General features: G+C 64.8%; 22 protein-coding genes. 8 read left to right on the top strand and 14 right to left on the bottom strand.

Annotated features, from left to right (window positions below; genetic code table 11):
- Positions 1-20 precede the first annotated feature (20 nt).
- From ACIGJG_RS18160 to ACIGJG_RS18140, 5 genes are read left to right on the top strand one after another with little or no spacing between them, the layout of a single operon-like run.
- Positions 21-1,055 (top strand): phosphotransferase family protein, encoded by a 1,035-nt coding sequence (locus ACIGJG_RS18160; protein WP_207206588.1) that lies wholly within the window; start codon positions 21-23, stop codon positions 1,053-1,055.
- Entirely contained in the window at positions 1,055-1,435 is a 381-nt protein-coding gene (locus ACIGJG_RS18155) for a DUF6285 domain-containing protein (protein ID WP_011299641.1), read from the top strand. The genes ACIGJG_RS18160 and ACIGJG_RS18155 overlap by 1 nt, the downstream gene beginning before the upstream one ends.
- The gene (locus ACIGJG_RS18150; RefSeq protein WP_011299640.1) at positions 1,436-2,716 is read left to right on the top strand and encodes an acyl-CoA dehydrogenase family protein; all 1,281 of its coding nucleotides are present in this window, start codon (positions 1,436-1,438) and stop codon (positions 2,714-2,716) included.
- A 20-nt stretch (positions 2,717-2,736) separates the two neighbouring features.
- Complete coding sequence (locus ACIGJG_RS18145) at positions 2,737-4,314, top strand: fatty acid--CoA ligase (RefSeq protein WP_220630509.1); 1,578 nt, start codon at positions 2,737-2,739, stop codon at positions 4,312-4,314.
- 29 nt (positions 4,315-4,343) lie between these two features.
- Positions 4,344-5,345: a tripartite tricarboxylate transporter substrate binding protein gene (locus ACIGJG_RS18140; RefSeq protein ID WP_220630510.1), complete on the top strand. Its 1,002-nt coding sequence runs from the start codon at positions 4,344-4,346 to the stop codon at positions 5,343-5,345.
- A 97-nt stretch (positions 5,346-5,442) separates the two neighbouring features.
- On the opposite strand, the gene ACIGJG_RS18135 is transcribed toward ACIGJG_RS18140, so the two are convergent.
- The 4 genes from ACIGJG_RS18135 to ACIGJG_RS18120 form a co-directional block, all read right to left on the bottom strand.
- Positions 5,443-6,615, bottom strand: coding sequence for a thiolase (locus ACIGJG_RS18135; protein ID WP_011299637.1), 1,173 nt, complete (start codon positions 6,613-6,615; stop codon positions 5,443-5,445).
- Between the two features lie 5 nt (positions 6,616-6,620).
- Positions 6,621-7,016, bottom strand: a complete 396-nt coding sequence (locus ACIGJG_RS18130) for a Zn-ribbon domain-containing OB-fold protein (RefSeq protein ID WP_011299636.1) — start codon at positions 7,014-7,016, stop codon at positions 6,621-6,623.
- A gap of 146 nt (positions 7,017-7,162) precedes the next feature.
- The gene (locus ACIGJG_RS18125; RefSeq protein WP_220630655.1) at positions 7,163-8,707 is read right to left on the bottom strand and encodes an acetolactate synthase large subunit; all 1,545 of its coding nucleotides are present in this window, start codon (positions 8,705-8,707) and stop codon (positions 7,163-7,165) included.
- Positions 8,708-8,741: 34 nt separating this feature from the next.
- Complete coding sequence (locus ACIGJG_RS18120; RefSeq protein ID WP_140948773.1) at positions 8,742-9,521, bottom strand: GntR family transcriptional regulator; 780 nt, start codon at positions 9,519-9,521, stop codon at positions 8,742-8,744.
- Between the two features lie 377 nt (positions 9,522-9,898).
- Between ACIGJG_RS18120 and ACIGJG_RS18115 the strand changes: the two genes are divergently transcribed.
- Positions 9,899-11,512, top strand: a complete 1,614-nt coding sequence (locus ACIGJG_RS18115; protein WP_011299633.1) for a glycosyltransferase family 39 protein — start codon at positions 9,899-9,901, stop codon at positions 11,510-11,512.
- 231 nt (positions 11,513-11,743) lie between these two features.
- Entirely contained in the window at positions 11,744-12,241 is a 498-nt protein-coding gene (locus tag ACIGJG_RS18110) for an acyl-CoA thioesterase (protein ID WP_011299632.1), read from the top strand.
- Between the two features lie 80 nt (positions 12,242-12,321).
- Here the strand turns inward: ACIGJG_RS18110 and ACIGJG_RS18105 are convergent, their stop codons facing one another.
- The 7 genes from ACIGJG_RS18105 to ACIGJG_RS18075 form a co-directional block, all read right to left on the bottom strand.
- The gene (locus ACIGJG_RS18105; RefSeq protein WP_041680105.1) at positions 12,322-13,740 is read right to left on the bottom strand and encodes a sensor histidine kinase; all 1,419 of its coding nucleotides are present in this window, start codon (positions 13,738-13,740) and stop codon (positions 12,322-12,324) included.
- 197 nt (positions 13,741-13,937) lie between these two features.
- The gene (locus ACIGJG_RS18100) at positions 13,938-14,141 is read right to left on the bottom strand and encodes a CsbD family protein (protein ID WP_041680104.1); all 204 of its coding nucleotides are present in this window, start codon (positions 14,139-14,141) and stop codon (positions 13,938-13,940) included.
- A 77-nt stretch (positions 14,142-14,218) separates the two neighbouring features.
- On the bottom strand, positions 14,219-14,797 hold the full coding sequence (locus tag ACIGJG_RS18095) for a hypothetical protein (RefSeq protein ID WP_011299629.1): 579 nt from the start codon (positions 14,795-14,797) through the stop codon (positions 14,219-14,221).
- Positions 14,798-15,023: 226 nt separating this feature from the next.
- Complete coding sequence (locus ACIGJG_RS18090) at positions 15,024-18,143, bottom strand: efflux RND transporter permease subunit (protein WP_011299628.1); 3,120 nt, start codon at positions 18,141-18,143, stop codon at positions 15,024-15,026.
- A 13-nt stretch (positions 18,144-18,156) separates the two neighbouring features.
- On the bottom strand, positions 18,157-19,365 hold the full coding sequence (locus ACIGJG_RS18085; RefSeq protein WP_011299627.1) for an efflux RND transporter periplasmic adaptor subunit: 1,209 nt from the start codon (positions 19,363-19,365) through the stop codon (positions 18,157-18,159).
- A complete protein-coding gene (locus tag ACIGJG_RS18080; RefSeq protein ID WP_041680103.1) occupies positions 19,349-20,731 on the bottom strand; it encodes a TolC family protein in 1,383 nt (460 codons plus the stop codon). The genes ACIGJG_RS18085 and ACIGJG_RS18080 overlap by 17 nt, the downstream gene beginning before the upstream one ends.
- Before the next feature lie 293 nt (positions 20,732-21,024).
- Entirely contained in the window at positions 21,025-22,182 is a 1,158-nt protein-coding gene (locus tag ACIGJG_RS18075) for an acyl-CoA dehydrogenase family protein (protein ID WP_220630512.1), read from the bottom strand.
- Positions 22,183-22,548: 366 nt separating this feature from the next.
- On the opposite strand from ACIGJG_RS18075, the gene ACIGJG_RS18070 reads away from it, so the two are divergent.
- On the top strand, positions 22,549-22,788 hold the full coding sequence (locus ACIGJG_RS18070) for a hypothetical protein (RefSeq protein WP_140948776.1): 240 nt from the start codon (positions 22,549-22,551) through the stop codon (positions 22,786-22,788).
- 15 nt (positions 22,789-22,803) lie between these two features.
- On the opposite strand, the gene ACIGJG_RS18065 is transcribed toward ACIGJG_RS18070, so the two are convergent.
- From ACIGJG_RS18065 to ACIGJG_RS18055, 3 genes are all read right to left on the bottom strand, one after another.
- Complete coding sequence (locus tag ACIGJG_RS18065; RefSeq protein ID WP_011299623.1) at positions 22,804-23,670, bottom strand: LysR family transcriptional regulator; 867 nt, start codon at positions 23,668-23,670, stop codon at positions 22,804-22,806.
- Positions 23,671-23,762: 92 nt separating this feature from the next.
- Positions 23,763-24,125, bottom strand: coding sequence for a hypothetical protein (locus tag ACIGJG_RS18060; protein WP_011299622.1), 363 nt, complete (start codon positions 24,123-24,125; stop codon positions 23,763-23,765).
- 231 nt (positions 24,126-24,356) lie between these two features.
- Entirely contained in the window at positions 24,357-25,706 is a 1,350-nt protein-coding gene (locus tag ACIGJG_RS18055) for a DUF1214 domain-containing protein (RefSeq protein WP_220630513.1), read from the bottom strand.
- Positions 25,707-25,753 lie beyond the last annotated feature (47 nt).

The raw sequence follows: 25,753 nt of genomic DNA, 5'->3' as shown, positions 1-25,753 counted from the left end.
CATTCGGGAGAACAACAAACGTGGAGACAACCCCCGTGCAGTCTGAGGACATGCTGTCCTCGGGCCTGCATCGCATCGCGCGCCGCCTCGACGCGCGCGCCACCGGCATCAGTGCGCTGCGCCGGCTGTCAGGTGGCGCCAACCAGGAAACCTGGTCTTTCAGCCTCGAACGGGCAGACGGTATTGCACCGATGATCCTGCGGCGCTGTCCGCCGCAAACGGCGCGCCCTTCGGGCACCGGCGCCGCAGGCTTCACTGGCATGGCGACCGAAGCGGCCTTGCTCGATCGCGCCGCACGCGCTGGCGTGCCGGTGCCGGTGGTGCGGGCACAGCTTGCGCCTGCCGATGGCATCGGCGACGGCTTCATCATGGATCTTGTCGCCGGCGAAACACTGGGCGGACGCATCGTTCGCGATCCCTCCCTGGCGCATGCACGCACGGTGCTGGCCCACCAGTGCGGGCGTGCGCTGGCGGCAATCCACCGCATCGCGCACGCGGATTTGCCGCCATTGCGCGAAGCCGCGGCCGCAGAAGAAGTCGCGAACTACCTCGCACGCCACCGCGCTGGCGGCTCTGCCAAGCCTGTTTTTGAGCTGGCCTTCCAGTGGCTGCAGCGGAATCTGCCCCCCGCTCCCGAGCGCAAAGCGCTCGTCCACGGCGACTTCCGCAACGGCAACCTGATGGTCGGCGAGGATGGCCTGCGCGCCGTGCTCGACTGGGAACTCGCCCATCTCGGCGATCCAATGGAAGACCTCGGCTGGCTATGCGTCAACTCCTGGCGCTTCGGGCACACGAGCCTGCCCGTCGGAGGCTTCGGCACGCGCGAAGACCTGTTCGCCGGCTATGAGGCCGGCGGCGGCACCGTGGACGCGGCGCGCGTGCATTTCTGGGAGGTGTTCGGCTCGCTCAAATGGGGCATCGGCTGTGAAAGCATGGCGCAGGCGCCAGGTGGTGGCGCGCCGCGTACCGTGGAGCGCGCGGCCATCGGCCGGCGCAGCTCCGAGACCGAGATCGACCTGCTGAACCTGCTGGCGCCGCGCCAGGGAGCACGCTGATGCAAGACGCACCCAACGCCGCCGACCTGCTGCGGTCGGTCACGGCTTTCCTGCGCCATGCCGCCATCCCGAAGCTGTCGGGACGCGAGGCCTTCGATGCGCGCGTTGCCGCCAATGTGCTCGACATCGTCGAGCGCGAACTGCGGCTGGCGCCCGATGCCAATGCTGCCGAACACGATCGCCTGCGCGCGCTGCTCGGCGCTGACGGCACGCTCGAAGCCCTGAACCGGCAACTGTGCGAAGCCATCGCCGCCGGTCTCATCGATTTGCAGACGCCCGGCCTCGCCGCGCATCTGTGGACCACTACCCTGAACAAGCTCGCCATCGACCAGCCTGCGTACAGCAGCTATCGCGCGGCGTTGCAAGCCATGGAGCAATGAATGGATTTCCAGCTTCCCGCAGAACTCGTCGCCTACCTGGAGGAACTCGACCGCTTCATCGAAGCCGAGATTGCCCCACTGCAAGCCGAAAATGACAACCAGCGCTTCTTCGACCACCGCCGCGAGTGGGCGCGCACGGACTTCGACAACCAGGGCCTGCCGCGTCCCGAATGGGAAGCGCTACTCGCCGAAGCGCGCCGCCGCGCCGATCGCGCTGGGCACCTGCGCTTCGCGCTGCCGCCGGAGTACGGCGGCAAGGGAGGCGGCAACCTGTGGATGGCCGTGATCCGCGAACATCTGGCAGCAAAGGGACTGGGCCTGCATAACGACCTGCAGAACGAGCATTCGATCGTCGGCAACAAGCCGTTCGTGCTGGTCATGCGCGACTACGGCACCGATGCGCAGAAGGCGTTCTTTATCCCCGGCATGCTCGATGAAACCGTCAAGCTCGCGTTCGGCCTGACCGAGCCCGAACACGGCTCCGATGCCACGCACATGGCAACGCGTGCCATTCCCGAGAAGCGCGATGGCAAGGAAGGCTGGCGCATCGATGGCGAGAAGATGTGGACCACGGGCATGCACACCGCCACGCATTGCGTGGTTTTCGCGCGCACCAGCGGCGAGGACGGCGACGCACGCGGCATCACGGCTTTCCTCGTGCCGTCGGACACCGCGGGCGTACGCGTGGAAGAGTACCTGTGGACCTTCAACATGCCGACGGACCACCCGCGCGTGAGCTTCACCGGCGTGTGGGTGCCAGCCGACGCAGTGCTCGCCAAGGCCGGTTCGGGGCTATCCGTGGCCCAGCATTTCGTGCACGAGAACCGCATCCGGCAAGCGGCCGCGAGCCTCGGCGCGGCCGAGTACTGCATCCGCGAAAGCGTGCGCTATGCGCGCGAGCGCAAGCCGTTCGGGCAGGAACTCGCGCGCAACCAGGGCATACAGTTCCCGTTGGTCGAGCTGGCCACGCGTGCGCAGATGCTGCGTGCGTTTATCCGCCAGACCGCATGGGAGATGGACCGCATCCCGAAGAAGGAGGTGGAGAAGCAGCTCTCGGACAAGGTCTCGATGTGCAACTACACCGCCAACCGCCTGTGCTGCGAGGCTGCCGACCTGGCCATGCAGGTGCACGGCGGCATTGGCTATTCGCGCCACAAGCCGTTCGAGCACATCTACCGTCACCACCGCCGCTACCGCATTACCGAAGGCTCGGACGAGATCCAGATGCGCAAGGTGGCGGCTTACCTGTTCGGCTATATCAGCCGCGAATCGAAAGCCTGAACGAAGGGACGGAGACCTAGATGAACGTGGACCATTTGGCCACACTGCCGCGCGCCGTGCAGCATCTGGCGCGCGTGCAGAAGACGCAGATTGCCTATGTATTCGAAGGCAGGGAAACCACATACGGCGCATTCGGCACGCATACGGACCGCGTCGCCAACGGCCTGCTGGCTGCGGGGCTGGCACCGGGCGACCGCATTGCGTACCTGGGCAAGAACTGCGACCACTACTTCGAGCTGCTGATCGGCGCTGCCAAGGCGGGCGTCGTGATAACGCCGATCAGCTGGCGGCTCGCCGCGCCGGAGGTGGAGTACATCGCCGCCCATTGCGATGCGGCGCTGCTGTTCGTTGGCAACGAATCGGTCGAACTCGCACAGTCGATCGCATCGCAGCTGCCCGCGCTGCGCGGAGTAGTAGCCATGGAAGACGCCGTGGTCGACTGGCCCGCATACCAGGACTGGCGCGACGGACAGGCCACCACGCCGCCGACGCACGTCAGCCGGCCTGACGACGTCGTGCTGCAGCTCTACACGTCGGGCACCACCGGCCGCCCGAAGGGCGCGATGCTCACGCACCGCAACCTGACCGTCAGCGCGATCATCGCCGAGCGCGAGAACATCGCCTGGCTGCGCTGGGTGCCCGACGATGTCTCGCTCGTGGCCATGCCGGTCGCCCACATCGGCGGCACAGGCTGGGGCCTGCGCGGACTGCTGGCGGGCGCGAAGGGTATCGTGGTCCGCGACTTCGATCCGCGCCGCGTGCTCGACTTCATCGCCAACGACCGCATCAGCAAGCTGTTCCTGGTGCCGTCGGCAATTCAGATCGTGCTGCGCGATCCACGTGCGCGGCAGGTGAACTATTCGCGCTTGCGCTACCTGATCTACGGTTCCGCGCCGATGCCGGCCGACTTGCTGCGCGAAGGCATGGAAGTGTTCGGCTGCGGCTTCGTGCAGACCTATGGCATGACCGAGACCACCGGCAGCGTGACCGGATTGATGCCGGAGGACCATGCGAGCGGCAACACCGCGCTGCTGCGCGCCGCCGGCCGGGCACTGCCGTGGGCCGAAGTGGCGGTGGTCGACGCGGCGGGCAAACACGTGCCGCCTGGCGAAGTCGGCGAGGTCATCGTGCGTTCCTTGCAGACCATGGCCGGCTACTGGAAGCAGCCCGAAGAGACCGCACGCGCGATCGATGCCGACGGCTGGCTGCGCACTGGCGATGCTGGCTACATGGACGCGGACGACTACCTCTATATCCACGATCGCGTAAAGGACATGATCATCAGCGGTGGCGAGAACGTCTACCCCGCGGAAGTCGAGAACGCGATCTATGGCCACCCGCATGTAGCCGAAGTCGCCGTGATCGGCGTGCCCGACGCCCGATGGGGCGAGGCGGTGAAGGCCATCGTCGTGCCGCGCGACGGCGCCACGCCAGATGCGCGAGACATCCTGCAGTGGGCGCGCGAACGGCTGGCGGGATTCAAGTTGCCCAAGAGCATCGATTTCGTCGATGCGCTGCCGCGCAATCCGTCGGGCAAGGTGCTGCGGCGCCAATTGCGCGAACCGTACTGGCAAGGCTATACGCGCCGGGTCAACTGAGGCCGGCGGACTAAACAGGATTTGCTTTCATGAACCACACTTTCCGACATCCGCGCCGCCAGTTCCTGAAGCTGGCCCCGGCGAGCCTGCTGCTGGGCGGCGCTGCGGCTACCCTGCATGCGCCGGCCGCGCGTGCACAGGCTTTTCCGGCCAAACCCGTCACGCTGATCGTGCCGTATCCGGCGGGCGGCGCCACCGATGTGCAGATGCGCTCGCTGGCGCTCGCGACGTCGAAGCGATTGGGCCAGCCGATCGTCATCGTCAACCAGCCCGGCGTGGGCGGCACGCTCGGACCTGCCACCATGGCGCGCACCGCCGCGCCGGACGGCTACACGATCTCCGTCATCAATGCGGCGCTGTTCCGGCTGCCGCATATCCAGCGCGTTTCGTACAACGCGCTGACCGACTTTACGTTCATCATGGGTCTCAACAGCTATGTGTATGGCGTGTCGGTGGCCGCGGACTCGCGCTGGAAGCGTGTGGAAGACCTGATCGCCTATGCCCGCGCCAATCCCGGCAAGCTCAGCATCGCATCGGTCGGCAATGGCACCTCGGGCCATATCGCCACGGAACGGCTCGCGAAGATGGCCGGCATCAAGGTCAACTTCGTACCGTTCAAGGGCGGCGCGGACGCGCTGGTCGCGCTGATCGGCGGCCATGTCGACGCGATGATCGAAGCGGGTTGGGGGGCCATGGCCGAAAGCGGCAAGGTGCGGCTGCTCGCCGTTGCGCTGAATGAGCGCCTGAAACGCTGGCCGCAGGTGCCAACGCTCAAGGAGCTGGGCTATGACATCGCTATCCAGTCCGAGGTCGGGCTGGCCGGCCCGAAGGGCATGCCCCCTGCAGTCGTGCAGGCATTGCATGACGCGTTCAAGGCATCGCTGTCCGACCCCGGTTACCAGCAGGCGTTGCAGGCGGAATCGATGCCGAACGTCTACCTGGGCACCGCCGAGTACCGCCAGTATGCGCAAACGCAATTTGCCAGCGACAAGCGCTTTGTCGAGGAGCTAGGCATCCGGCTCGCCGACTGACAGCCGGCGCCACCGCATCCGCCAAAAACACAACGGCGGGGAAATCCGATTGGACTTCCCCGCCGTTGCGCCTTCTTCCCTTTAAACCCGGATCGCCTTACAGCGTGGCGGCCGTCCCCAGGATCGCCGTTGCCTGGCTCGACAGCGTGCCGCCGTTGCCGTGGACCACGGCAACTTCCGCGTCCTTGACCTGGCGGTCACCGCATTCGCCACGCAGCTGGCGCACGGCTTCTATCGTGATGAACATGCCGTACATGCCCGGATGCACGCAAGACAGACCGCCACCGTTGGTGTTCACCGGCAGGCGGCCGCCCGGGGCGATGCCACCGCCACTGACGAAGTGACCGCCCTCGCCCTTCGGGCAGAAGCCAAGGTCTTCGAGGAACAGCAGCGTGTTGATCGTGAACGCGTCGTACAACTCGGCCACATCGACATCCGACGGCTTGAGGCCGGCCATCGCGAAGGCGCGCTCGCCGGATTCCTTGGCTGCCGTGACGGTGACGTCGGGCATGCACGAGATCTGGCGGTGCCAGGTTGCTGTCGCGTTGCCGAGCACGTAGACCGGCGGCTTCGCCATGTCCTTGGCGCGGTCGGCGCGGACCATCACGTAGGCGCCGGCACCGTCGGTCACGAGGCAGCAGTCACGCACGGACAGCGGGTCCGACACCATGCGCGCGTTGAGCACGTCCTCGATAGAAAGCGGATCGCGCATCTGCGCTTCCGGATTGAGCTGCGCCCATTTGCGCGCGGCCACCGCCACTTCAGCCAGGTGTTCGCGCGTGGTGCCGTACTGATGCATGTGGCGTGCGGCAGCCAGTGCATAGGACGTGATCGGGCTCAGCGGCTGGTACGGATTCTCGTACGGCTGCGGGTCGAGCACGGCGCGCACTTTGCTGATGCCGGCACGGCCCACCGTCGAGGTGCGCTGGTTGCTGCCGTAGCAGACCAGCACCGCGTCGCACAGGCCGGCTTCGAGCGCCATCATGGCGGGCAGCATGTGCGAGACGAAGCTCGAGCCGCCGATCATGGTGCTGTCGACGAACTTCGGCTTGATGCCGAGGTACTCGGCCACCGGCATCACCCACATGGTGGCGCCGACGCTCGCGGTGGCGATGCCATCGATGTCGCGCATCGACATGCCCGCATCCTTCACGGCGGCCTTGGCGGCCTCCACGAGGATTTCCATTTCAGTCTTGCCATGGGCTTCGCCCAGGCCTGCCTGGCCCACGCCGACGATGGCGACGCTGCCGCGCAAAGAAGACAGACTCATTTTGCTTAGCCCTCCACCGGATCGAACACGACGAGAGCGGGCTCGCCTTCTGCCTTGCCAGGCGCCACGCGCGCCTTGACGCGCATGCCGATGCGCACAGAAGTCGGCGCAATGCCTTCGACCCGGCTCATCATGCGCACGCCTTCGTCCAGGTCGACCAGCACGATGTTGTAGTCGCCGCCGGCCTCCGCCTTGCGACGGATCACGCTGGTGGAGTAGACCGTGCCCGTGCCCTCCGGCTCGGTCCAGTCGAGCGCGTCACCGCCGCAGTGCGGGCAGATGTTGCGCGGGAAAAAAACGTGCTTCTTGCAGTCCTGGCAGTGCTGGATGCGGAATTGGCCGGCGGCGAGCATTTCCGCATAGACCTTGTCCGGACCCGCTGCCGATCCTTCTTGGGGCATGGTGTCTCCTTCACAAATGATGCCGCCACGGGGCTTCCATGGCACAGCTGCCAGATTGCCGCACTATGCGCGGTGCAGCAATTCGCATCTGCCAAAGGCAGGATTCCCGAATGCGGAAAGCCTGCTTTGCCGAGGCGTGCCGGCGCTCAGATCACCAGCTCGATCAGGAACGGCCCCTTGCGCTGGTTGGCCATGCGGAACAGGTCGGCAAAGGTCTCCATGTCGTGCGCGCGCGCACCTTCCACACCCATGCCGTTGGCCATCTGCACCCAGTTCAGGTCGGGGTTGCCGATGTCGAGCATGTCGAGCGCGGTCTTGCCCGGATTGGCGCCGACACCGGCCAGCTCGCCGAGCAGGATCGCGTATTTGCGGTTGGCCAGCAGCACGACCGTGACGTCGAGCTGCTCGCGCGCCATGGTCCACAGCGACTGCAGCGTGTACATGCCGGAACCATCGGCCTGCAATGCGACCACGCGGCGACCGGGCGCGGCCACGGCGGCACCGGTGGCCAGCGGCAGGCCGGCGCCGATCGCGCCGCCCGTGAGCTGCAGCCAGTCATGTGGCGCAGCGTTCACGGTCCCCGGATAGAACGCACGCCCGAAACTGACGCTCTCCTCCACCACGATGGCCTGTTCGGGCAGCAGCGCGGTCAGTGTCCTGGCCACGGCTTCCGATGTGACGGCGCCGCGCGCAATGTCGGCAGGCGCCACCGCGGCAGATGCCGGCAGCCCCACGTTTCGTCCGCCCACTTCGTCGGCAAGGCGAGCCAGAGCATCGGCGAGGTCTTCTTCCTCGCGGGCCAGCACGTGCACGACCGCATCTTCTGGATAAGGCCGCGGCGACTTGCCCGGATAGGCGAAGAACGTCACAGGCGCCTGGGCACCGACAAGAATCACATTGCGGATGCCGGCGAGCCTGTCACGCGCTACATCGCCGGAGTAAGGAATGCGGTCCACTGCCAGGCGCCCTCTCCCCCGCGATACGCGTGCGTTGGACATCGGCGTGATCAGCCTTGCCTGCATGGCGGCGGCGATGCGGTGTGCATCGGCCAGCGGCGCTTCGCGCAATGCGCTGCCTGCGAGCACAATCAGCGTGGGCTGGCCAGAGCGCAGCACGCGCGCGGCGTTCTGCACCGCATCCGGCGCGACCTTCGGCACAGGCAGCGGCGGCAGCGGCGCGGCCACTTCACCGCCGGCGTCCCAGCACACATCCGACGGCAGGATCAGGCTGGCCACGCCGCCTGGCGCAGCGCGGGCCGCCTGCACGGCCGCGGCGGCGTCCGCCCCCACCGAGGCTGCGCGCGTCGCCGTGCGCGTCCACACCGAGACCGGGCGGGCCCAGCCTTCGGTATCGGCGGTGAGCGGCGCGTCGAGCGGGCGATGGTAAGTCGCCTGGTCACCGATGATGTTCACGACCGGCGTCTGCGCGCGGCGGGCATTGTGCAGATTGGCCAGGCCATTCGCCAGTCCCGGGCCGCAGTGCAGCAGCGTGGCGGCCGGCTTGTCCGCCATGCGTGCATAGCCGTCGGCGGCCCCAGTCACCACGCCTTCGAACAATCCCAGCACGCAGCGCATGCCGGGAATACGGTCGAGCGCCGCGACGAAGTGCATTTCGCTCGTGCCGGGATTGGCAAAGCAGGTATCCACACCGCTGGACAGCAGAGTCTTGACCAGGCTTTCGGCGCCGTTCATCGCTTGGGAAGTTTCCATGAGTCGGTTTCGTGATTCAAGACGGGTTGGCATCAGACTGCGGGCCGGAGGAGGCCAGCAGATCAAAATCGAGACAGACGAACTCCGTGGGGAATTCGATGCGGGCGTAGTAGACGATCACATCGTCGACGCAGGCGTAGCGGCGTAGTTCGGCCACTGGCGAGCCCACGGCAAGATCGAGCCCGACCGCGGATTCCGCCCCGGCCGCGACAATGGTCAGGCGCTGTCGCGCCGCGCTGACCTGCAGGCCGGGAAAACGGTCGAGTACCTGCACCGAAGCGCCATGCCGGAAGGCATCGGGCTCGCGTGCGAAGACGCCGGCCTCGATGTACACCTCGCACATCGCAAAAGGCCGCCCGTCTGCGCGATGCAGGCGGCGCAGGAAATGGTATTCGGCGGCACGCTGCCCGCTGCATGGCAGGCCAAGGTCAGCGGGCAACGCCACGTTCCCGCGGGATTCGACCAACGCTTCCGTATCAATGGCATCGCCAACGGCGACAGCCTCGTCCCAGCTAGTGGATAGCGACACGCGCCGCTGCGTCCGGCTGCCCGCCTTGACGAATGTCCCACGGCCCCGCGAGCGCTCCAGCAGACCCTCCTCGTCGAGCATCGACAGCGCCTGGTGCATGGTCATTCGCGCCACGCCGTACTGGCGGCACAGCGCGTCGAGCGACGGGATCTGCGCGCCGGGCACCCAGGCGCCGCTTTCGATCTGCCGACGGAAGATGGTCGCCAGCTGCAGATAGACGGGCTGGCGGCTGCGGGAAAGGAGTTCGGTCGAAGGGTGTTCCGGCATGGGAAGTCCAGGCTGATTCGCCTGTCTGTTGCAAAGGCCGCCCAGGCACATTTATACGCGGGGCGGCGTGCCGAAACTTTATAAAGGTATATAAACCTAGACTACTAGGGTTTACCACCCGAAGCGCTCCTTGATCCACACCATGTCTGCGAGGGATGGAGGGAAATGTGACACTCCAAGGAGCATTGGACCGCCGATTAACACCTTGTTCTTAATGCGTCAACTCGCACATTCGCGCTTTGTAATCATCTGTAATGTACTGAGATAATCCCACAGCCAAAAACGGTTGCCAGTCCGGAACCGCGTGGATTCGCATCACGGTGGATGCGGGAGACTAAGACCGAATCCCTGCGCCCTCGCAGGACGCCAGGACAGACGTGGAAGATTTTTCAGCTTTATCAGGTCGGGGAAACGCCGCTCAAGTCGGCACCGCTTTGCCGACTACCGTCCAGAAGTGGCCTCTTCTCGCGAATAAGCTCGCGCAACAGCAGTCCGCCGCCAGCATTTTTGTCATCGCGCTGCTCGCCCACATGATCCTGTGGACGCTGTTGCCAAGCCTGCTGCTGAAAAACGCTTCGCTGGACATCATCGAAGCGCTGGCGTGGGGGCATGAGTGGCAACTCGGTTACGAGAAGGATCCCCCACTCTGGCCGTGGGTGACCGAAGCCCTGACCGTGTGGCCGGGCAAGAATCTGTGGGCCTGCTATCTTGCCGCACAGGTCTGCATCGGGACCGTGTTCGTCTCTGTCTGGCAGCTGGGTTGCCGTATCGCCTCCAGGCGTGAGGCACTGCTGGGTGCCCTTCTGCTCGAGGGTATCTATTACTTCAACTTTCCCACTCCCGAATTCAACGACATTGTCCTGCAGATGCCGTTTGCGGCGCTGTTCGGTTGGCTGTTGCATCGCGCATTGACCGACAACCGGCTTCGCGACTGGTGCCTGGCCGGATTCGTTGCCGGCCTGGGACTATGGGCCCGCTACTCGATGGGGGCTTATCTCATCCCCATGGCCATCTTTGTGCTGCTACACCCGGTGGCACGCCGCCGTCTCGCCGAGGCGGGTCCGTGGGTTCTGGTAGCTACGGCGCTTCTCACCTTTCTGCCGCATATGGCCTGGATCGTGGACAGTGGCTTTATCTCGATCGAATATGTTGCGAGACGGGCGCCTGAGGCAACGAACGGGCTGCATTATGTGGCCAGGCTTTCCTCGTTTATCGGGGCGCAGCTTGCCGCACTGATCCCGATGCTGCTGCTCGCGCTGATGCTCTGGCGCTGGAAGAACCCCAATCCGCAATCGCCGTCGGATTCGCGCGAGTTTGACCGTGCCTACCTTGCGGCGCTGGCCTTTGGTCCGATCGTCTTCTCGGTGATCCTTTCGGCCATGACGCAAAGGCCCCCGCGGGTCATGTGGGCAGCGCCGCTGTTGTGCTACGTGGGACTATTCATCGCCACCTCGATCCGCCCGGTGCTCACGGCCCAGCGCTTGCGTACCTTTGGTCGGGCATGGATCGCCGTGCTGCTGCTTCCGGCGCTGCTGTTCACGCTGGAACAAGTGGCCCGGCCATATGTTATGGGCAAGGAAAACCGCAGCCATTTCCCCGGGCGATCGCTCGCCGCGGAGGTGACAGACAGATGGCATGCCGAGACAGGAACCCCGATGAAGTACGTGATCGGGGATACATGGTATGCCGGCAATGCCGCGTTCTACTCCGATGACCGGCCGTCCGCCTTGTTCGTGCATGGCGGGTATCGGTTCAACCCGTGGGTGACACCGGAAAAGCTAAAAAAGGAGGGCGCAGTCCTGGTCTGGGATGCCGCAAGCGAGGGCGCCGACATCCCGCCCATCATTGCCGGGCAGTTTCCCGGCGCGGCACTGCAGCCCGATGTTTCCGTGCGCGGACCGGCCTCCGTCCATCAGGTCGGCATCGCGTTCCTACTCCCGTCTAAGACGGCCACGCCGGACCACGGCGAGCGGCTCGCAACGAGCCGCTGACCCGGTATCTTCCCCAGGGAACGCGCGGACGCCCTGCCCGCGCACGTCTTTCCATCGCCATGTCGGCCGACGGCCCGGCGCCACCACAGCCGTGGCCGGTATCATGACAGTGCCAAAGTCACCACATCCTTGCGCCTAAGCAATGCGGCAAGCGGCCAGAATGCGTTATGCCCCGACCTTCCCCGGGGCGTGCGCGACTGCCGCTTCGCAGTCATTCTCAGGAGTCAATCCATGTTGATGCGAGACGTGATCCCCCAAGTGCTGAACCGCGGTACTGCCATGCTGACGCAGGACCTGCTGGAGACACCCCCGCAGAAGACGTTCCACCACGCTATCGATATCTATCTCAAGGATTCGAATGCCTTCATGAACACCTACTTTGCCCGCTATTTCGAATGGCAGGGCATTTGCCGGGAACGCTGGTTCCACGAATGCATCCATGACAACCTGCTGGCCGCCGGCGGCGTCTTCGTGACCAAGCGCGCGCACCAGGAGTATGTCGAGGAAACGTTCCCGTTCCAGCGCGTGGACTGCTACCTGAACACGTTCCAGGTAAAGCAGTGCTCGGCATATCTGCTGTTCCGCTTCTGCGTCGGCGGCAAGCCGGTCTCGCTGGGCTACCAGCAGATCGTCTTTGCCGACCGGGACAAGCGGATCAGCCGCTTCCCGCACGGCATCATCGAGCGCGTGAAGGAATATGAACTGGTGCTGCCGGGGCTGGCCAGCTAAGTGCCTGCGAAGCAGCTAGTTAAGGCCGGCGGCTGGGCAAAGCCGCTGGCCGATACGCAAGCACAGCGCCGCCGGACTGGTCAGCCGGCGGCGCTGGCGCGCAACTGGCTGTCGGCCATGGGCGTGAAGCGCGGCAGCTTCAGCGTGAAGGTGGTATGGGAGCCCGGCATGGACTCGCATTCAATGCGGCCGCCGAACGACTCGATCGCGCGGCGGCAGAAGGCCAGCCCCAGGCCGGCGCCACTGCCATGGGCCTTGGTCGAGAAGAACGGGTCGAAAATGCGCGGCAGCACATTGGCGGGAATGCCGCAGCCGGTGTCGCGGAAGCGCACGACGTGGTACGGGCCTTCGGCCGCGCCTGCGATCTCGATACTACCGTCACCCCGGGCGCGGATCGCATGTAGTGCGTTCTTGAGCAGGTTGAACAGGACGTAGACCAGCAGCGTGTCCGATCCCACGAAGCGCCAGGCGTCGTCGATGCCACGCACCTGCACGCGCACCCTGTCGTCGCCCTGGAACGGATAGCGCTCCAGCGCCTCGTGTACGCATTCGCCGATGCCATGCGGTGCGAACGTGCTGCGGTCCAGCCGCTCGAGCGTGACCGAGGCCAGCGCCATGTCGATGACCGTGCTGGTGCCATCAACCTCGCGGGTGATTGCGCCCACAAGGCTGGACACGCGTTCGAGCTGCCCCGGGCGCATGCGGTCTTCGCACAGCCCATGTTCGACGGCGAGCCGATAGCCCTGCAGCACTTCCGGCCAGGTCCGCGCCATTTCCTGCGCCTGCATGCGGATCGACGCGAGCGGCGTGCGCACTTCGTGTGCGACCGTGGCGGCGAGCGAATACGGATGCATGAGGTCGTAGCGCACCACGCTCAGCGCGAGGATGCCAAGGCTCAGCGCCACGAACACCACGCCAGGCGGATAGAAGGCGTAGCCATAGTTGACCGCGTAATCGACTGCCGCGATCGAGTAGAGCACCACCGCCACGAGGCACAGGTTATAGCGCTTGCGGCGTTCCGCAGTGGCGTTTCGGCGCGCTTCGAAGAGGATCCATGCGCTGCGCATCGCGACCAGGACGGTCTGCACCAGATGCAGTGGATGCAGGGGTCCAGCCTTCGGATAGTCGCCGAAAAAGTATGTGTAGTAGCCCGCCACCACCTTGTTGCTGGTGAGCAGCATCACGGCAAGCAGCAGGCTCATGCCGTATGAGGCGAGCAGGATCGGCCGTTCCTGGCGCCGTTCGGTGACTTCGGCAATGAAGTGGTAATACGTGGTCGGCAGGAACAGGATGAACAGGTAGCCGAGCCGCGCCAGCAGCGTCGCCACGTCGGGATGTTCGGCCTGGAACAGGAAGACCCAGGTTCCCTGCCACGCAAACGTGGTCACGCACAGCAGGAAGAACGACGCCGACACGCGCGTCACGCCCTTGGTCACGAGCACATAAAGGCCGTAACCAAGAAAGGTGGACGAGACGAAGGCTGGCAGGGCGGCGTACATGCGTGGCGCGATTAGGGGTGTCTCCGAAGCAACATGACATATTAAGTCGCGACAGGCTGCGGCGTGCATCATTTGATTGCATTCTGAGCTAACCTGCGCTTAACGCGCTCCCTACTACCCGGGGATTGCCAAAACAGCAGGGCGGCGGCCGGACACATTTCGTACCCGGCCGCCGCCCTGTAGTGGGATGCCGACGCTTACCAGCGCGAGTCGTTTTCCCAGGCCTTCATCTCGTCTTCGGCGCGTTCCTTCGTGTAGCCGTAGCGCTCGCGGATGCGGCCGGCGAGCTGGTCGCGCTTGCCGTTGATCTGGGCGATGTCGTCATCGGTGAGCTTGCCCCACTTCTCCTTGATCTTGCCCTTGGCCTGGTCCCACTTGCCTTCGATCTGTTCCCAGTTCATGTGGTGCTCCTTGAGGTCGTCGATGGGTCGTCGATGTTCCGCGATGGTGGCGGATGCTGGCATCTGTCAGAACCGGATTAGCGCGCGTACTTCGCCTTCACGTCAGCCTGGCACTTGTCCTTGCTGTCGCCGGTCATGGCATCGCAGCGTTCCTTGTCAGCCTTGTAAGCAGCGTCGGTGGTGTCCTTGCGGGCATCGCGGCGCGCCTCGGCGACATCGGTCCGCGTACCGGTCGCAGCTGCCTTCTCTACCTTGGCTTCGCCGAGCGCCTTCTCATGCGCGGTCTTGGCGTCCTTCTTGCACACGTCCTTGTCGTTGCCGGACTTGTCGTCGCACATTTCCTTGGCTACGTCATAGTCGCGGTCGGCCTTGGTCTTCAGGGCTTTGGCGTGCGCCTTCTCCGTGCCATCGCGAGTTGCCTCGGCGTCGGCCTTGGCGACATCGCGGTCGCGCTTGGCTTCGGCCTTGCACACGTCCTTGGCATTACCCTTCATGCCATCGCATTTGCCCATGGCCGCCTTGTAATTGTCGTTGGCCTGCTTGACCGCAGTGTCGTAATCGGCCTTTGAACCGGTGTGGGTCTGGGCCACGGCGAAGCCTGCGGGGGCGGCGAACATCATCGAACATACTGCTGCTGACAGCCATTTCTTCATCATGTCGGGCTCCTTCCAAGTGAATGATTGGCGGGATTTGCCGGCACAGCCGACAGCGGGGTGCTGCCCGCCTTACTGCATGTGTTCAGGTTAGGTTTTGTGCCGTGCGACATGCAGAAGTGGGGTTCCGAAAGGTGCGTCAGAGGATTCCGACAGGAAACGCCACGGCGCCCAAAGAAAAAGGCCCGTCCTTGGGGGACGGGCCTTGTTACATCGGGGAAATCAGGTATCAGGATGACAGCGAATCCGACAACCGGTTGTTCGGCTCGTCGACTTCCTCGTCCGGCCAGTTTCTTCCGACCATCCATTCATACAGCGTGGGCAGCACGATCAGCGTCAGCATCGTGGCGGTAATCAGGCCACCGATGATCACGATCGCCAGCGGCCGCTGGGTTTCCGCGCCGATGGCGCGAGAAATCGCCATCGGGAAGAGACCTAGCATGGCCAGCAGCGCCGTCATCAGCACCGTGCGCAGCCGGTCCATGGATCCGGTCAGCACGGCCTGGCGCACCGGCATGCCTTCATCGCGCAGTTGGTTGAAGTAGGTCACCATCACCACCCCGTTCAGCACGGCCTGCCCGAAGAGCGCGATAAACCCGATGGCCGCCGACACCGACAGCGGAATGCCCGTCAGGAACAGCGCGAACACGCCGCCGATCAGCGCGAACGGAATGTTCGAGATGATCAGCGTGGCGCTCTTGAACGACTTGAACGCATTGAACAGCAGCAGGAAGATCACCAGCACCGACAACGGCACCACGATCGACAGCCGTGCCATGGCGCGCTCCTGGTTCTCGAACTCGCCCGACCAACTGATCTTGACGTCTTCAGCATTCACGTTTTTCTTGACCAGGGCCTGCATGTCTTTCACCACACTGCCCATGTCGCGGTCGTGGATGAAGATGCCGATCGACGTCGTGCGCTGGCCGTTTTCGCGGCTGATGTTCATGGCGCCGGAGGCGGCACGGAACGTCACCAGCTGCGACAACGGGACCTGCGCGCCATCGGCGGTCTGCATGAAGATGTTCGGCAGGTTCGGCAACTCGCGCTCCGACGGCTTCAGGCGCACAGCGACGCTGAAGTGCTTTTCCCCTTCCCACAGCTCCGTCGCAGCCTTGCCGGCCAGCGCGGTTTCCATCAGGTCCTGCACATCGGCCACGTTGATGCCGTAGCGCGCAGCCTGGGCACGATCGAACTCGAGCACGTACTGCGGCAGTTCGCCGTCACGGTCGATGAACGCACGCATCACGCCCTTGACTGACTGCACGTTGGCGAGAATCTGGTCCGCCACCTGCTTGTTGTGCTGCAGGCTGTCGCTCTGCACCTTGATGACGATCTGACCCTTGATCTGCGAGATCGACTCGAGGATGTTGTCACGCACTGGCTGCGAGAAATTGGGCTCGATGCCCGGCAGCTGCCGCAAGTTGTGGTTGATCTCCTCGATGATCTTGCGCTTGTCGTAGCCCGCGCGCCATTGCTTGTCGTTCTTCAGGTCGACAAGAATTTCCACGGTATTGATCAGCTTCGGATCGGTACCGTCATCGGGACGACCCACCTTGGAAATCGTGGTGTTGACTTCCGGCGTCTTACGGATCACGCCGCGCAGCTTGCGCGCCTGGTCGCGTGCCTCGTCGATCGAAACCGAGGCCGGCAGGTCGAAGCTGACCCACATCGAACCTTCGTCGAGTTCGGGAAGGAATTCGCTGCCCAGGAACTTGCCTACGCCCACGGTCGCCACCAGCAAACCCAGCGCCACGCCGACCACCATCTTCTTGTGGTCGAGCGCCCAGGCCAGCATCGGCTCGTACACCCGCTTGCAATGGCGCACCACGAAGTTGTCGTCGTGGGCGATGTTCTTCTTCAGCAGCAGGTGGCACAGCAGCGGCACCAGCGTCAGCGAGATGATCAGCGAGCCGACCAGCGCACCGGTCACGGTGTAGGCCATCGGCGCGAAGATCTTCCCTTCATGCCGTTGCAGCGTGAAGATCGGGATGTGCGCGGCGATGATGATCACCATTGAAAACACGGTCGGACGGCCGACTTCGGTCGTGGCCTGCAGGATCGCGTAGAGCCGCGCCTTGCTGTCCTGGATCTGCTGTTCCTTCAGTTCGCCGAGGCGTTTGAAGATGTTCTCGACCACGATCACCGCGCCGTCGACGATGATACCGAAGTCCATCGCCCCCAAAGACAGCAGGTTGGCCGGGATGCCGACCCACGTCAGCCCGATGAACGTCGACAGCAGCGCCAGCGGGATCACCAGCGCGACGATGGCCGCCGCGCGCACGTTGGCGAGGAACAGGTACAGCACCGCCATCACCAGCAGCGCGCCTTCGACCAGGTTGCCGAACACCGTGTGCAGTGTCTTGTCGATCAGCGTGGAGCGATCGTAGTACGGCACGATCTTCACGCCCTTGGGCAGGATCTGGTCGTCGAGCAGCTCGATCTTCTTCTTGAGCGCTTCGAGCACCAGCGACGGGTTCTCGCCCTTGCGCATCACCACGATGCCCGAGACGATGTCGTCTTCATCGTCCTGCCCCATCAGGCCCTGCGGCGGCGCCGCGCCGATCTTCACATCGGCGATGTCCTTGACCAGGATCGGCGTGCCGTTGTTCTCCGCCACCACCACGTTAGCGATGTCGGCCGAGGTACGGAAGCTGCCCAGCGAACGCAGCAGGAACTGCTGTCGGCCGTGTGCCACGGCGCCGCCGCCCGCGTTGGAGTTGGCGCGCTGCAGCGCGGTGAACAGCTGCGACAGGGATATCTTGGCGTCGCGCATGCGCGCCAGGTTCGGGTTCACCTCATACTGCTTGGTAGTGCCGCCAATGGTCACCAGGTCGGCCACGCCAGGCACCTGGCGCAGGTTCTTCTCGACCACCCAGTCCTGCAGCGTACGCAGTTCCTGCGCGGTGTAGCCCTTGCCGGTCAGTCGGAATCGGTAAATTTCGCCGATTGCCGTGGACAGCGGCGCCAGGTCGGGATGCACCCCGTCCGGCAGGTCCACGCCGCGCAGGCGTTCCAGGATCTGCTGGCGCGCGGTCACGTCGGTGGCCTTGTCGTTGAAGGTCACCATCATGAACGACAGGCCGAACTGCGTGTGCGAGAACACGCGCACCGAATTCGGCGTGCCGGCCATCGCGGTTTCGATCGGGATGGTCACCTGGCGCTCCACTTCTTCGGCCGCGCGGCCGGGGTAGAGCGTGATGATGTTGACCTGGATGTCGGACACATCCGGGAAGGCCTCGATCGGCAGGTTCTTGAACGCGGCCAGGCCGCCGCCCACAAAGATCAGCAGGCCCAGCCAGACAAACAGCTTCTGGTGCAGGGCAAAATTGACGATACGCGAAATCATCTGGCGGCCGTCCTTATTGCTTGGCCGCAGCGCGCGCGTTGTTGACGGCGGTGGCGTCGCGCAGGATGTCCTGCAGGTAGAGATTGCCGTCGGTCACCACGGTTTCGCCATCCTTGATGCCGTCAACCACCTCGCTGACACCAGGCAACGACACGCCGAGCTTCACCGGACGGCGCACGAAGGTGTTGGGCGCGGTGCGCACGAATACATAGTTGCGGTTGTCGGCCAGGAACACTGCCTTGGACGGCACGGCAATACCCTGGAACGACGCCGCCTGCAGCCGGGCCGTGACGAACATCTCGGCCTTGAGCCGGCGGTCGGCATTGGGCACGGCAAGGCGCACCTTGATGCTGCGCGAAGTCGGGTCGACATAATCGGCGATCTTCACCACGGTGCCAGGGAAGGTCTCGCCCGGATAGGCGGCAGAGATGAGCTGCACGGTCACGCCGGGCTTGAACAGGCCAAGGTCGGCCTCGCCGGCATCGACCTGTGCCCACAGCGTGGTCGGATCGGTTACCAGGAACAGCGGCGCGGTGGGCGGCTGGTCAGGGCGCAGTTCCATGCCGGGGTTGATGTTGCGCTCCACCACCAGTCCGTCGATGGGGCTGCGCAGCGAGAAGCGGTTGGCACCGTCGCCAGCCGCGCCGCCGTACTGCCGCAGCGCCGCCTGCGTGCGCGCCAGGTCGGCCGCCGTGCGTGCGGCGTCGGCCTGGGACTGCTCCAGGTCCTTCTGGGCAATCACGCCTGCTGCGTACAGCTCGCGTTGGCGCGCCAGCGCCTTGGCTGCGACCGAATTGTCGGCGGCAGCTTTGCGCGCATCGGCCTGGGCCACGCCAAAGTCCGACGAGGTCAGGTTTGCCAGCGGCTGGCCGGCTTTTACCGTAGCGCCCGGCTGAACCAGGATTTCCGTCACGCGGCCGGCAAACGGCGTGGAGACGCGCACGGTCTTGTCCTCGTTCCACCCCAGGCGGCCCGGCAGGTTCAGCATGCGCTGGCCACCGGTGCGGGCGGCTTCGCCCGCGATGCCGGGCAGAGTCTTCACGCTCGCCGGGAACTGGACGGTTTCGCCCGTGACCTTGGGCTCGTCATCGGCCTTGGGCGCTTCTTCCTTGCCGCAAGCGGCAAGCGCCAGCGCGCACAGGGACAAGGCGGCCACGCGCGCAGGCAGGCCGGCGGGAGAAACTCGAAACACTTCGGACAGCAGATTAGGGACGCGGCGCATCGGTACGGACCTGGGAATTCGGGATGGAGCTGACGGGAGTGGTGGTGGACTGCAACGCCGTGCGGTAAGCCGACAGGGCCTTGGCGTAGTCGCCCTGGGCATTGGTGGCGTCCAGCCGGGTCTGGCGCAGCGCGCGGCGTGCATCGAGCAAGTCGAGCACGCCGGTTGCGCCCTTCGTATAGGCAAATTCGGCGCTTCCTGCTACCGATTCGGCGGCGGGCACGACGGATTCGCGCATCTGCCTCAGCGACAGGCGTGCGGCTTCGAGCTGGTTGCGCAAGCGTTCGACCTCATTCTGCGCCTCGAGCAGCACGCGGTTGCGATCGTCGAGCGCGGCGTAATAGTCGACCTCGGCGCGGCGCGCTTCGCCGCCATTGCTGTGGCGCACGAACAGCGGAATCGAGACAAAGACGCCGTAGCTGTTGCCGCTGCCGTTCGTATTGGTTTCGGAAATCGGGTAGTGCTCGTATTGCGCACCCACGGTCACATCGGGCACGCGGCCGGCACGGGCAAGGTCACGCGCCGAGGCGGCGGCAGCCAGACGGGCCTCGGCCGCGGTCACGTCGGGGCGGCGCTGCGCAATTTCGAGATCGACCGGCGGGGTCGGCTCGTCGAGCGACGGCCAGTCCGCCACTAGGCGGTTGTCGGCCAGCGTGCCCGGCACCCCCATGGCCTGGGCCAGTTGCGCCTTGTCGCGCATATGGTCGGCCATGGCCTGGCGCATGTCGTTCTGCGCACGCAGGTTGTCGAGCTGGAGCTTGGTCACGTCGGCGCGCGACACGTCGCCGGCCTTCAGGCGAGTCTCGTTAGCCTGCTGCGTGCGGGTATAGAGCGCTACGGTCTCGCTCAGCACCTGGACGCGCTCCTGGCTTACCACGGCATCGTAGAACGCCTGCTCGACGGCGCCGGTCTGCTGGGCCACCACGGCCTGCACGGCCTCGCCGGCCGCCACGCTCGCCTTCTGCGCGGCGTCCTTGCGCAGGTTGCCCTTGTTCGCGGTTTCGATCAGCTGGTCGATGCGGAACGTGGAATCCACGGTCTTGCTGCGCAGGTTGCCGGAGCCGACGCCGGCGTGCGGATTGATGTTCTGCACACCAACGCTCAACACGGGATTCGGGCGCTGCGACGCGATCTGGATATCCGCCTGGCTCGCTTCCTCGCCGCGGCGCGCGGCAATGATGTCGCGGTTGCAGCGCAGAGCATCCTGACGCGCCTGCGCCAGGGTCAGGGTGGCCTTCGGGGGCGGCGGCAGGCAGGGCCCATCGGGCGGCAGCGGCTGGCTCGCCCCGTGGGCCAACGGGGCCGTCAGGCCGGCCACGACCGCCAGGATGGCGGCAGCAGTAGCGCTTGAAACAGGAAAAGGCACGGTTCGATCTGGCTCGGGTTCGACAACAGTCAAAGGTAAACGACCGTGCCCGCCGATTGGTGCACCGAACTGACGATATTTCGTCATCTGGCGCGTTCCCGTCGCGTGTTATCCGCTATCTACGGGACCTTCGCACGATCTCCCGCCCGCATTCAAACCGAATCGGATTACAAAGCGCTTTCATCCTTGCAAAAAACTACGTTAATTGCTGCGAAAACGCAAAATCAAGGGAAAATCCCAGTAGCTCGGCCCACAGAATGCACCATATAGGTGCATTCATGACAGCGAGGTCGCTATGCCCTCGCCCGGTCATCGAGTCCAAGGCTACGGCCGATGATCTCTTTCATGATCTCGCTGCTGCCCGCATAGATTCGGGAGATTCGCGCATCGGTGTACATGCGGCAGATGCGGTACTCCTCCATATAACCCGCGCCGCCGTGAAACTGAACGCCTTCGTCGACCACCCGCCCCTGCAGTTCCGAAGTCAGTAGTTTGGCCGAAGCCGCGGTTTCGACTGTCAGCGTGCCGGCGTTGTGCTGCAGCACGCACTGGTCGACGAAGGTCTGCAGTGCGTCGAGCTGCGCACGCAACTCCGCCAGCCTGAAGCGGGAATCCTGGAACGTGCCGATCGCCCGGCCGAACGCCTTGCGCTCCTTGACGTAATCCAGCGTGATATCGAACGCCACCTGGGCCGACGCCATGTAGCCGCAGGCGCCGATCAGCCGCTCCTCGGCCAGGTGGCGCGTCAGATAGCGGAAGCCCTGTCCCGGTTCGCCGAGCACATTGGACTTCGGCACCCTGACGTTATCGAAGAAGAGTTCGGAAGTATCTTGCGAGTGCAGGCCCATTTTGCGCAGCTTGCGTCCGCGCTGGAACCCGGGCATGTCGCGCTCGACGATGAACAGGCCGAGCCCATGGCTGCGTTCCGGATCGGTGCGCGCCACCACGACCACGTAGTCGGCGAGTTGCCCGTTCGAGATATAGGTCTTGGCGCCATTGAGCAGCCAGTGGTCGCCCTTATCCTCCGCGCGGGTGCGTATGCCGGCCAGATCCGAGCCGGTCTGCGGCTCGGTCATCGCAATGGCGAAGATCTTCTCGCCGCGCGCCGCGGCCGGCAGCAAACGCTGGCGCTGCTCCTCGTTGCCGATGCGGCCGACATAGGGCGCCACAAGCCGCGAATGCAGCGTGCCGAAGAAACCCGTATCGCCATGGCGCGCATTTTCCTCGATCAGGATCTGTTCGTAGCGGAAGTCATCCACGCCCGCGCCGCCGTACTTCTCGTCCGCCCACATCAGCAGATAGCCCTGGTCCCCAGCCTTGCGAAACACGTCCCGGTCCACGCAACCCTGCTCGCGCCATCGCTCGCCGTGCGGACCAACCTCGCGCTGGTAGAAACGGCGCGCGGACTCGCGAAAGCTCTCGTGTTCGGCGTCGAAGATTAGGCGTTGCATGGGTTGTCTCCTTTCTCGTTTTTGGCTGACGGAATCGGACCAGTGTCGGCCTTGCGGCCGTTGTCAGGTTCGTCGGAAAGGATGATTTTGGGTGCGCCGTGCTGGGCAAGGGTGCATCGAAAAACAGCCTAGCGCCTTGAGACCGGAAATTCTGCGAGTAGCGCCGGCAAGTACACGTCGGGATCAAGGCGGGAAAAATGGGTAGCCAGTCCGGAAGGACTTATCTGCGCATTGATCAATGCCGCCACGAACCAAAAACGCCTTCAATGCAGAGTTTTTGATATGAAACCAACATAACTTTCACTAATCATTCCATCCGCCCGCACCGATACTCAATGCATACAAAACATCGACATGGAGCGGGAAATGGAAGTCACCCTGTGGATTGCCGGGGCGCTCGGCCTGATGGCGCTTGGCGCGACGGTGACGTACCTGATCGGCATGGCCGTGCCGGAACCGGTATTCGAACGCGCCCAGCAGCATGGGCGTTATGCCGGTCTGGGCGCAGCGACGCAAAAGCGCCGTGGCGGCGGCAAGCGTATCCGGCGCTTGCGCATCTTGCCGGCCGCGCATCCCGTCCCGCGCTTGGTGCCGGTGCGCGCCTGAGCGTCTCGGCCCCCTTCAAGACAGCGGAAAATCCCAGCGCTGCGACCAGTCCGATTCTTCACGCACGATGTCGTGGAGAATCCGGACCGCGTCGTCCAGGGCTTGTCTCCCTGGCGAACCGGCATGGACGAGGAATACCGGATACGAGAATTCCGATGCGTCCTCGACGCGTTCCAGCACGCCGCTGTCCAGATAGCTCTGCACAACCCGCGTGCGGAAATAGCCGCTGCCGCCATATTGCAGGATGTACTGCAGCGCCAGCGGCCCGAGATTGAAGTACAGCGATGACCTGGCGTACCCCGGCAACGCGCTGTCATGCTGCCGGCGGAATTCTGGCCCCCAGTCGACATAGACATAAGATCCAGCGCGCTGCGTGGAGCGGATCTGGATCAGCTTCTCTTCCATGAGATGCTCGACGTGCAGGCCAGCCGCGTATTCCGGCTGGTAGACCAGCGCGGCGTCCAGCGTGCCCGACTGCAGCTTGCGTTGTAATTCCGCGCCATCGCCGACTTCGGCGCGCACTGCGTGATCCGGCATCTGCTGGCGCAGGCGCGTAGCCCACAACAGCACAAGGGGGTTACCCAGGCTGATCTCCGCGCCGAACGTCAGCATGCTGCCGAGTCCAGCGGGCAGCGGCAGGTCTCGGCATGCCGCTTCCCAAGTCTGCACGAGCTGGCTGGCATACCCGAGAAAGCGCTGACCATCGGCCGTCAGCCTGGCGCCTGCCTTGTTGCGGTCGAACAGCCGGCAGTTGAGTTGCGATTCCAGGCTCTTGATGCGCGCCGTGACGGCGGTCTGCGTCACATGCAGCTTGTCGGCCGCCGCGAGAAGGCTGCCGGTCCGTACCACTTGCAGAAAGGTGCGGGCAAGTTCGATATCCATGCAAAACGAAGCGGGCTGGACAGGTGGAGTGCCATGCGCCGCACGGCGGCGTGGCTGCCAACCTTACCATGCCCGGGCGGAGGGCGCGCCACTCACCTTGCGGGGACAGCAGGCGCTGGCGCGGCAGTCGTGACGGCACGTACTTGCCCCATCGGCGACGACACGGGCGGCAGTTCGACACGCGTGGCAGCGGCGCGCGGACGCAATGGCGCCATGCCTTCAGCCGGGTGCATGGCCTGGCCGTTGTCATAACCGGTCGCCACGGCCTCAAGATAGCCTGACGGAAACTTCTGTTCGGGCGTGACGGCGGATGGGCCCGGCAAGGTGCCTTGCGCCAGCGCCACGCTGTTTGCGCACATGCCCAGCACACGCAGCAGGATCATGGCACGCCGCGCGCGGCGCAGTACGGTACGGGCGCGCGGCTGCGGCTCTTGGGATTCGGTATGGGTGGTCATTGCGGTTCTCCTGGGGAGCCATCGCTCCGGTTGGGACATCGAGCGTTGGCCCCGCGCTCGAGGCTTATTTCGCAATGACCGTGCCACGGACAGAATGGGGCCTGCCGCACGTATTGCGTCACTCGCGGGCTGCCAGAAGAACGAACGGCACCAACAGGCGCCGTTTGGGGTGTTGGCTGCGGACCAACAAACCGGTGAGCGATGTCAATACCGATAGCGATAGCGGTAGCGCTACCGGGGCCGCACCATTGGCGGCGGATACCAGTTGCCGCCGCTCACGGCAGCATCAGGTCCATACGTGCGGAACGTCAGGTGGTAATCCTGTCCGCCCGGCGTCGGCAACCAGTTGCCATCCGGCGCGCCGGACGGCTTCGCCGGCGCAAAGTACAGCGTCAGCGAGCCGTCGCTGCCGTACTGAAGGCGCGACTCCTTGTTGAGCAGGTAGCGCTTCTTCGGATTCTCCATCACCCGAAAATTGACGGCATCGACCGCGATGACCGACCAGAAGTACCGCACGTGGGCCGCCGGAAGGTCGGCCTTCGGGAAGGTCATCGTGTAGGTATTGGCCCCATTGAGCCGCCCGCCCTCGCCGTCAGTCACGCCCTGAAAGTACACGACTTCCTGCGCCGTGTTGGCCCAGATGCCGGCAAAGTTGGTCCGTGTGCGGGCCTTGTAGTCGCTCCCGTACTGTCCGACGACCGTGGGCCGCGCCCACCCGTTGCGCGCCGTCCCGATCTCCGTCGTCAGCGACTGCATGAATTGCGGGATCGCCTTGTCGCGGATCACCCGATCAATGCGTTCGCGCTGGGCCGGATCGGCCGCCACGTCCGCCGCGATCTGGCGCACGCGCGCCTGCAACGGCTCCATGCCCGGATTGATGTCGGGCTCCGAGTCTAGCGCCAGGGCGGCCGAATCGAATGCCTCCACGCCCGGCAACCGCGTATTGGCAAACGCCGGCGTGGCCGGTACCGGATCGATGCGCGGCGTGCCGGTCATGCGGATCTGGATCTGGCGTTGCAACTGCACCGCCTGCTTGCGGTTCTTGCCGATCTCGACACGCGCCAGCACCCTCGCCGTCTTGCCAGGCAGGTCAATGCGGTGGACATCGGGCTGCAGTTCTACGCTCGCACCCTTCAGGCACAGCCCGTAGCGCGCTGCCGCCCGCTGCGGATAGTTGCGCTGGTTGATATTGGCGACCGTCTCGCCCCATCCATTGAGGAACTGCACGGTGTAGTAACGCCCTTTGATCAGCGGCACGCTGAACACCATGCACGTGCGTTCGTCCACGCCGATCCACGCTTCGCTGTACACCACGTCGAGATTGGGATTGGCCCAGCTCACGCCGCCAACGTCCCGGTGCCGCATCTCGTTCCAGCGAAAGCGCTCCTTCTGGAAATCGACCTGCTCCTGCCGCAATACCAGCAGGCGCCCGAGCAGGTAGACATAGGCGTCGGCCACGTCCTGGTCGGCGGTCGTGCTTGCCGACGGCACAGGTTCCTGCTTGTGGCGTTCCTGCTTGTGGGCGCACGCGCACAGCAACGCGGCAACCGTGACGGTCAACAGGGCGGCGTGGGGTCGCATGCGCGTCTCCTGGCGGACTCGGGATGCCACAGATTGCGCCAGCTTGT

The organism is Cupriavidus sp. C1SS-2L (assembly GCF_057073735.1).
Note: the sequence above shows the minus strand (reverse complement) of the source record. Positions and strands in the feature narration are given on the sequence as shown.

Coding starts and splice junctions, on each gene's coding strand:
- ACIGJG_RS18155 (WP_011299641.1), top strand. CDS start 1,055: ATGCAAGACGCACCCAACGCCGCCGACCTGCTGCGGTCGGTCACGGCT.
- ACIGJG_RS18150 (WP_011299640.1), top strand. CDS start 1,436: ATGGATTTCCAGCTTCCCGCAGAACTCGTCGCCTACCTGGAGGAACTC.
- ACIGJG_RS18145 (WP_220630509.1), top strand. CDS start 2,737: ATGAACGTGGACCATTTGGCCACACTGCCGCGCGCCGTGCAGCATCTG.
- ACIGJG_RS18140 (WP_220630510.1), top strand. CDS start 4,344: ATGAACCACACTTTCCGACATCCGCGCCGCCAGTTCCTGAAGCTGGCC.
- ACIGJG_RS18135 (WP_011299637.1), bottom strand. CDS start 6,615: ATGAGTCTGTCTTCTTTGCGCGGCAGCGTCGCCATCGTCGGCGTGGGC.
- ACIGJG_RS18130 (WP_011299636.1), bottom strand. CDS start 7,016: ATGCCCCAAGAAGGATCGGCAGCGGGTCCGGACAAGGTCTATGCGGAA.
- ACIGJG_RS18125 (WP_220630655.1), bottom strand. CDS start 8,707: ATGAACGGCGCCGAAAGCCTGGTCAAGACTCTGCTGTCCAGCGGTGTG.
- ACIGJG_RS18120 (WP_140948773.1), bottom strand. CDS start 9,521: ATGCCGGAACACCCTTCGACCGAACTCCTTTCCCGCAGCCGCCAGCCC.
- ACIGJG_RS18110 (WP_011299632.1), top strand. CDS start 11,744: ATGTTGATGCGAGACGTGATCCCCCAAGTGCTGAACCGCGGTACTGCC.
- ACIGJG_RS18105 (WP_041680105.1), bottom strand. CDS start 13,740: ATGTACGCCGCCCTGCCAGCCTTCGTCTCGTCCACCTTTCTTGGTTAC.
- ACIGJG_RS18100 (WP_041680104.1), bottom strand. CDS start 14,141: ATGAACTGGGAACAGATCGAAGGCAAGTGGGACCAGGCCAAGGGCAAG.
- ACIGJG_RS18095 (WP_011299629.1), bottom strand. CDS start 14,797: ATGATGAAGAAATGGCTGTCAGCAGCAGTATGTTCGATGATGTTCGCC.
- ACIGJG_RS18090 (WP_011299628.1), bottom strand. CDS start 18,143: ATGATTTCGCGTATCGTCAATTTTGCCCTGCACCAGAAGCTGTTTGTC.
- ACIGJG_RS18085 (WP_011299627.1), bottom strand. CDS start 19,365: ATGCGCCGCGTCCCTAATCTGCTGTCCGAAGTGTTTCGAGTTTCTCCC.
- ACIGJG_RS18075 (WP_220630512.1), bottom strand. CDS start 22,182: ATGCAACGCCTAATCTTCGACGCCGAACACGAGAGCTTTCGCGAGTCC.
- ACIGJG_RS18070 (WP_140948776.1), top strand. CDS start 22,549: ATGGAAGTCACCCTGTGGATTGCCGGGGCGCTCGGCCTGATGGCGCTT.
- ACIGJG_RS18065 (WP_011299623.1), bottom strand. CDS start 23,670: ATGGATATCGAACTTGCCCGCACCTTTCTGCAAGTGGTACGGACCGGC.
- ACIGJG_RS18060 (WP_011299622.1), bottom strand. CDS start 24,125: ATGACCACCCATACCGAATCCCAAGAGCCGCAGCCGCGCGCCCGTACC.
- ACIGJG_RS18055 (WP_220630513.1), bottom strand. CDS start 25,706: ATGCGACCCCACGCCGCCCTGTTGACCGTCACGGTTGCCGCGTTGCTG.